Here is a 6,459-nt window from a genome sequence, read left to right on the forward strand (position 1 = left end):
AAGACAAAATTGCTAAGCACTACTAAATTCCTTTCAACGCTCTACAAAATATAACATTTTTTTAATATAACGAATTATAAAATGAGATCTATCAAGCTGTCAAGGATTAATTAGTATAAATTTATCATAATAAACAGTATTGCTGAATGCCACAGGGACGGACCGAGATCTATGGCGCCCCTATGGAGTCATTCATTCATCAACACCCTCGCAAGTCCATTTAGTTCGTTGGGCTGTAAGATGCGATAGCGACGTCCTTCCTTTTGCAAATATCCTTTATCGCAAAATTGTGCAAACACGTATAATAAGTGGCGGTAGGAGACGCCTAAAAAATCACATACGGTGACGTGTTTCTCCTTATAGACCTCTCCATCTGCCGTTTGCAAAATAAAATCGGCAAGCCGATTTTCTAGCGGGAAGGAGAGACTTTGCGTATATTTTGCCGCCATTTGTGTGGATTTTACACTTAAGAACTTCGCAAGTTCACGGAGAAAGGTAGCATCTTCGAGCATTTTGGCGCGGCAGCGATGAAAAGGAATCGCAAAACAAACGGTTTTGGTAGAGGCTTGAACTCCCTTCGTATAATAAATCGGATTTAATAATTCCATTTCCCCGAAAAAATCTTCCTCGTTGATAAAATTAATTAAGGAAACCTTTCCATTTTGATGCGTCACATAAATTTTCGCTTTTCCTTCAATGACATAAAATAAGAAATCCGGACGCGTGCCTTCTTGAATAATCCATTCATCACGTTTATATTCATGCACTTCTAGAAACTCATCAATCCGAAAAGTAAACAAATACCCAATCGAATATTCCTCCAAATAGCGCTGCCTTTTCTCATTTTTATAAATTTCCATTAATCTCCTCCGCAATATGAGATATCTCATATTATTGTACGATTCTCCATGATATGATGCAAACATTGGAGGGGTATAGAATGAAATCACAACAATGGATGAACAGACAATTTTTTAGTTTTTTTATCACCTGGGGTGTTTTTCTACCCTATTGGACAGGGTGGATGATTCATACAAAAGGAATGACGGTTTCACAAGCTAGTTTGATTATGAGTTTGGGACTAGTTGTCCGCGGCCTTTCTCCATTATTTGTATTTCCTTATTTATCGGGGAAATTTAGCAGTAGAACCCTACTAAGTGGGATGGCAATCGGCACGTTCATTTCCCTTCTTTGCAGTATTCCAACTAATTCCTATGTAAGTTTATTAGTAGTCACCTTGCTGTTGAATTTCTTTTATCCAATCTTGATGCCGGCATTGGATAGCGCAGCAGGCGTCCTTGTGCAAAAACAGCAATTAAGAGATTACGGGAAGAGCCGATCGTGGGGGTCCATTGGCTTTGTCGTATCCGGAATGATGTTAACGGTCTTTACAGGAGCGTTTGGGGATAAAGTAATCTTATGGGCGTTGTTACTTGGCATATTCGTATTCATTGTTCTTAGTGTCTTGCCTGCCCCTGTTGTTTTAATGGAAAAACCACAAGCCACAAAAAAGAAAAAAGGCGGAATGCTGCAATTATTTCGTCTCAAACACTTTGGCCTCGTGCTGGTTATTGTGATTTTACTGCAAGCTGCACACGCTTCCTATTACAGCTATGGCTATATTTTTTTACAAGACATTCATGCACCCAAATATTTAATTGGCATGATTCTTAACATAGCTGTGATTGCAGAAATCATTTTCTTTTTAATGGCAGACCGGACCTTTCGCAAATTTTCGGTAGGCTCTTTACTGACACTAGCGGCAATTGGCTCAACAGTAAGATGGATCCTCATATTTTTCTTTCCAAATATGATTGTTTTCTGTATCGCGCAAACCTTGCATGCCTGCTCATTTGCGATGGGCCATTATGCCTTTATGAAGTATTTAACCAAGCATATTCCACAAGAACAGATTCCAAATGCACAAGGGATGTATTCAGCACTGGCACTAAGCTGGAGCACAGCGGTATTCACCTTCTTCGGTGGATATTTATATGAAATTGAGCCAAGATACGCTTTTATCGGGATGATCATTTGTTCCATCCCATCAATGTTGCTTGCGATTTTCTTTCGGCAATTGGAGGCAAAGGTACCTAACCCAGATGACCATGGGAACGATTCTTGTAGTCGAGGGAACCATGGATACAGTCCCCTTGGAGTTGATTGAACTACTCGGCACTGAAGTACAGAGATTCCTAAGTAAGGAAACCTATCGGTTTCTAATTGATTAGGCGATCCCTGTCGCTCCGACAGTTAGAAGTTTTACTGCTTCATTTTTGAAAGTGCGCTTCTAGAGTGTAGTAGGTTATGGTCATTTCTTGAATTAGATTGCATTGATTGATATAATCACTCCAACCAAAAAATTATGATGAACAGCGAGGTGTACGAGATGAATGATGTAATTAGCACAATCCTAAACCATCGTTCAATCCGCCATTTTGAGGACAAGCCATTAACTGAAGAGCAAATTAGGACGATTGTTTCGTGTGCACAAGCAGCTGCTACATCAAGCTTTATTCAGGCATACTCCATTATCGGTGTTAAGGAGCCTGTTAAAAAGAAGAAATTAGCAGAGCTTGCTGGAAATCAGGAGTATGTGGAAAAGAACGGCCACTTTTTTGTATTTTGTGCTGACCTCTATCGTCATTCCCTTCTTGGTGAGAAGGAAGATAAAAATGTGGAAGCATCTCTTGAAAGTACTGAAAAGTTTATGGTGGCTTTAATTGATACCGCTCTTGCTGCACAAAATGCTGCCATTGCAGCCGAATCACTCGGATTAGGTATCTGTTATATTGGCGGCATTCGCAACAACCTTGAGGAAGTTAAAAAGATTTTACATATTCCAGACCGTGTCATCCCATTGTTTGGACTGGCTGTTGGATACCCAGCTAAAGTAACCGGTCAAAAACCAAGACTACCTTTTGAACATGTTTATCACGAAGATGAATATGAACAAAACAAGGAAGTTAATTTACACCAGCTCGATGATTATAATGAGATCATTGCAAACTATTATCAGCAAAGAACGAACGGAGTTAGAAAAGATCGCTGGACAGAACAAATGGCTGCCTTGCTTGAGAAGCAGACTCGCATGTATATGAAGGAGTTTATTCAAAAAAATAAACTGGATTTACGTTAAAAATGTAAGCGATTTGTAAGAGAAGCGGGATTGCCCCCTAGTTGGTTGGTTCAATGTTTAAAAATCAAAGGACTAAAATGTATTGAAATTGATTTGAAATGATGGATGTAATGGCCATTATGTGATAACCGATACTGAGTAATTGCGACAAAGTTTCTGCACAATTGTGCCGTGGCGGCTCGATCGGTGCATGAAAACTTTTATTAAGCTGAATCACCTCATTATTGGTTGTGCAATGAAGTAAGACAACATGTTTTCCAGTCCATGCTTGACCGATTATTCGTTGGGTTTGTTATTCCCATAAGTTACACCCGAATCGGCCATGAGTTTAAATCTTGTTTCAAAGGGACTCGCTGTCGTCGTCATTTTTGGACTCATCGTGTCTACCCTTTTGACGCTGATTATCATCCCAACATTCTACGAACTATTCCATTTCCGGAAAGTCAAAAAACAAAGTCTGCAAGCTTTCCAAGTAACAGAAACAGTGCGACAATAATTGCCAAATTAGAAAAAGTTCAGTTTGTTTACTCAACTCATGATGTCTGTAAATTTTTATTAATATAGAGATGGAGATGATGAGGATGATTATACGTGAGCGGGAAGATAGTTTTATTATGATAAAACAGCATGACCACGCCAAATTATCAGGGATCTTGGCACATCACTGGAAAAATGTCTATTTTTTCGGAATGGATTGGAAAGATGAAGTGGTTTTAGCAATCCGAGAACACGATCGCGGCTGGATTGAAGCTGACTCAGAACCGTTATGGAATACCAGTCAAGACAAACCATACTCTTTTACAGATTATCCAATAGAGTCTAAGGCAGCTTTTTATAAAAAAGGAATTGATGAAGTTGAAATAAAATGTAAGTATGCAAGTCTTCTTTGCAGTCTGCATTTTATATCCTTCCTCCAGAATGACTTTCATTTCGCTGCCAAACAATTTGTGGCGAATGAAAGAAATAGACTTCGGCGCCTTTTTAAGGAATTGGGAATACAGGGAAATAAGAAAATGGAAGCCCTAGTCATGGATCACCTTAAAATCCTAAAGTTTTGTGATAACCTCTCCCTTTATATTTGCCTTAATGAACCAGGGGTTGAAAAAGGAAATGAGCACCCCTTTTACCGAAACGGATTTCCAGAAGCTTTTCCTTTCGCCGATGACCAACCCATCCATGCTCACTGGACAGACCTAGAAACAGTTTTGCTTTCAGTTTCTCTGCTCTCTAAAGAAATCCGGGTTTATTTGCCTTTTAAGGAAGTTAAAAAAGAAAAAATCATGTCAAACAGTTTATTGAAGGCTTATTCAGAAACTCCAGAGTACACAAGCATCGTAAAGTTCAAGTGAACTTCTTTCCATTTTAAAACAAAGTCTTTTTAGCTATACTCATTCAGAACAGTTAAAAAGTAGTCCAATTAAATAAGTCTTAGATATTCCTTCTGCCTGATTCATTCCAACTTTAATCCTAGTCAGTGAGCTAACTGAGTTAAGAAATGAAATAATTCTGATAGTACAAAAAAACCGGCAGGCGCCGGTTTTTTTTGCATCATAACGATTTCAGCTCTTTAGAGCATTCATTGCTTCCCATTCTTCTTTGCTAGGACCATATACGCCAGGAACTTTCAATTCAGCTTGTCTCATAAGGACAGTCAATTGTCCGCGATGATGAGCCTGATGCTGAATTAGCAGACGGAAAACAGCTTGAACCGGCATGTCCATTCCAAATAAATTCACCATTTTGTTCATTTTTTCATCTGAAACCTGTTCAGAAAATGATTGTGCTAACCGCTGACTTACTATTTTGTAGGTCTCGCTGATTTCAACAGCTGATTTCGGTGCCTCTTTTTGAAGATCAGGAATCTCAAATTTTAATCCAACCTGTGAAGGAAAGTAGTAAGCTGCTCCAGTAATATGCCAAGCAAGGCTTCCAATGCTGTATAATCCTGGAGAAACCTCCTGATTCAACGATTCATCCGTCAGTACATCCAGCACTTTTTGGGTAACAGCTGCTTCTTGTTTCCATTCGTTTAAGAAATCATTTACTGATGTAAACATTCCATTCCCTCCTTAAATTAGCAAATCCTTCATTTTTTAAACATGCCTTTCAAATTCATTGTATCACGTTCAGCTAACTATCCGCTTCTCTCAGAGGCTTATTCATTTAAATTATCTGTTTTATTTGTTATTCGGCAGTTTCATCAAGATCTTGCGCATAAGCCAAAATTCCACGTTTAAAATAATTTAGTTTAGTGTCCATAGCCTTACATATCGCTTTTAATGTTGAACAACGAACCGCTATTGCCTTTCCGTTTTTTAGAATGGAAAGGTTCTCCGTCGTAATCCCATTTTCCTCCGATATCACCATGGAAGAAAAAGGAACAACAAAAATTTACCTATATGCTTGTACGGTTAGTTTTTACGGGAAAAATAACTTTGAGGTGACTGAAAATGAAGCTAAATCGGGTAAAAGAAATACTTGCTTCAAAGGAAGAGATCCCTGTTCACTACCATGGTGTACCGGTTTGGATTGAAAACGTTGAGGATGCTACCGGAATGGCGTTCGTTTCACAACGGGGAATCCATGACGAAAGAAGACTTGTTTCTATTGAAGGGCTTAACGAAGAGTAACCAGTAGATTATTTATATAAAGACCTTTCATAAAAGCTCGCTCATAAGCGAGCTTCATTTTGACTACCAAAAAACAACCTCAATTTAAAGACTGCATTCATCATACTAAAGAGGATTAGGACTTTCCTAATTTTTTCCCTGAAATTGATCATAGTTTCTCATCTCATTGATCGTCTCTTCGATTTCTCCGATATAAAGATTAAATATTTGATTATTCCCGGAATCATTGAAATTTTGTTTATCAATGGAATTTAGTAAAGCAATGACCGCTTTAAACTTTAAATCATCAAAAAATGGAATTTGGCTTTCCCCGCTAATTTCACCTTTTACTTCAAGCTCCCCTTTGTCGTTTTCGAACTTAAAATTAACTTTATGCGTATGATTCATGTCCAATTTTGATTGCTCCTTTTTAACGAAATACAAAGGGTTTTTTTCCTCTTAATTAACTTAAACACTAAATCTATTTTTTAATCACGGATAGTTTAAAATTATTTATTTTGGTTTCAATTTAAAATAATTTTATTATAACAAAAAGACAACCTAAAATTATATTCAGGTTGTCTTTTGTATGCCCGGCAACGTCCTACTCTCACAGGGGCGCATGCCCCAATTACCATCGGCGCTGAGAAGCTTAACTTCCGTGTTCGGTATGGGAACGGGTGTGACCTTCTCGCCATTGCTGCCAGATTC

General features: G+C 38.3%; 8 protein-coding genes and 1 rRNA gene. 4 read left to right on the top strand and 5 right to left on the bottom strand.

Translation table 11 applies throughout. The features are described from left to right. Positions 1-188: 188 nt before the first annotated feature. Complete coding sequence (gene yeiL, locus BSO02S_RS04540; RefSeq protein ID WP_066063177.1) at positions 189-860, bottom strand: transcriptional regulator YeiL; 672 nt, start codon at positions 858-860, stop codon at positions 189-191. 80 nt (positions 861-940) lie between these two features. Between yeiL and BSO02S_RS04545 the strand changes: the two genes are divergently transcribed. The 3 genes from BSO02S_RS04545 to BSO02S_RS04555 all read left to right on the top strand — a co-directional run bounded on the left by BSO02S_RS04545 (position 941) and on the right by BSO02S_RS04555 (position 4,488). Further along, on the top strand, positions 941-2,167 hold the full coding sequence (locus BSO02S_RS04545; RefSeq protein ID WP_084374893.1) for an MFS transporter: 1,227 nt from the start codon (positions 941-943) through the stop codon (positions 2,165-2,167). A gap of 222 nt (positions 2,168-2,389) precedes the next feature. Continuing rightward, positions 2,390-3,139: an oxygen-insensitive NADPH nitroreductase gene (gene nfsA / locus BSO02S_RS04550; protein ID WP_066063180.1), complete on the top strand. Its 750-nt coding sequence runs from the start codon at positions 2,390-2,392 to the stop codon at positions 3,137-3,139. Between the two features lie 581 nt (positions 3,140-3,720). Next, positions 3,721-4,488: a DUF3891 family protein gene (locus BSO02S_RS04555; protein WP_066063183.1), complete on the top strand. Its 768-nt coding sequence runs from the start codon at positions 3,721-3,723 to the stop codon at positions 4,486-4,488. Positions 4,489-4,698: 210 nt separating this feature from the next. Here BSO02S_RS04555 and BSO02S_RS04560 read toward each other — a convergent pair whose 3' ends face one another. Beyond that, positions 4,699-5,196 (bottom strand): DinB family protein, encoded by a 498-nt coding sequence (locus tag BSO02S_RS04560; RefSeq protein ID WP_066063186.1) that lies wholly within the window; start codon positions 5,194-5,196, stop codon positions 4,699-4,701. Between the two features lie 127 nt (positions 5,197-5,323). Next, a complete protein-coding gene (locus BSO02S_RS04565; protein ID WP_066063189.1) occupies positions 5,324-5,506 on the bottom strand; it encodes a helix-turn-helix domain-containing protein in 183 nt (60 codons plus the stop codon). An 83-nt stretch (positions 5,507-5,589) separates the two neighbouring features. On the opposite strand from BSO02S_RS04565, the gene BSO02S_RS04570 reads away from it, so the two are divergent. After that, positions 5,590-5,769 (top strand): H-type small acid-soluble spore protein, encoded by a 180-nt coding sequence (locus BSO02S_RS04570; RefSeq protein WP_066063192.1) that lies wholly within the window; start codon positions 5,590-5,592, stop codon positions 5,767-5,769. Positions 5,770-5,895: 126 nt separating this feature from the next. Here BSO02S_RS04570 and BSO02S_RS04575 read toward each other — a convergent pair whose 3' ends face one another. Beyond that, positions 5,896-6,162 carry a hypothetical protein gene (locus tag BSO02S_RS04575; RefSeq protein WP_142303725.1) on the bottom strand — a complete coding sequence of 89 codons (267 nt, stop codon included), beginning with the start codon at positions 6,160-6,162 and terminating at the stop codon, positions 5,896-5,898. Positions 6,163-6,339: 177 nt separating this feature from the next. Next, positions 6,340-6,456, bottom strand: a 5S ribosomal RNA gene (gene rrf / locus BSO02S_RS04580). Positions 6,457-6,459 lie beyond the last annotated feature (3 nt).

It is taken from the genome of Neobacillus soli NBRC 102451 (assembly GCF_001591665.1).
Classification (GTDB): Bacteria; Bacillota; Bacilli; order Bacillales; family Cytobacillaceae; genus Neobacillus; species Neobacillus soli.

What these genes read in the sequence shown, in the direction of transcription:
- yeiL (WP_066063177.1), bottom strand. Translation starts at nt 860, where the DNA reads ATGGAAATTTATAAAAATGAGAAAAGGCAGCGCTATTTGGAGGAATAT.
- BSO02S_RS04545 (WP_084374893.1), top strand. Translation starts at nt 941, where the DNA reads ATGAAATCACAACAATGGATGAACAGACAATTTTTTAGTTTTTTTATC.
- nfsA (WP_066063180.1), top strand. Translation starts at nt 2,390, where the DNA reads ATGAATGATGTAATTAGCACAATCCTAAACCATCGTTCAATCCGCCAT.
- BSO02S_RS04555 (WP_066063183.1), top strand. Translation starts at nt 3,721, where the DNA reads ATGATTATACGTGAGCGGGAAGATAGTTTTATTATGATAAAACAGCAT.
- BSO02S_RS04560 (WP_066063186.1), bottom strand. Translation starts at nt 5,196, where the DNA reads ATGTTTACATCAGTAAATGATTTCTTAAACGAATGGAAACAAGAAGCA.
- BSO02S_RS04565 (WP_066063189.1), bottom strand. Translation starts at nt 5,506, where the DNA reads ATGGTGATATCGGAGGAAAATGGGATTACGACGGAGAACCTTTCCATT.
- BSO02S_RS04570 (WP_066063192.1), top strand. Translation starts at nt 5,590, where the DNA reads ATGAAGCTAAATCGGGTAAAAGAAATACTTGCTTCAAAGGAAGAGATC.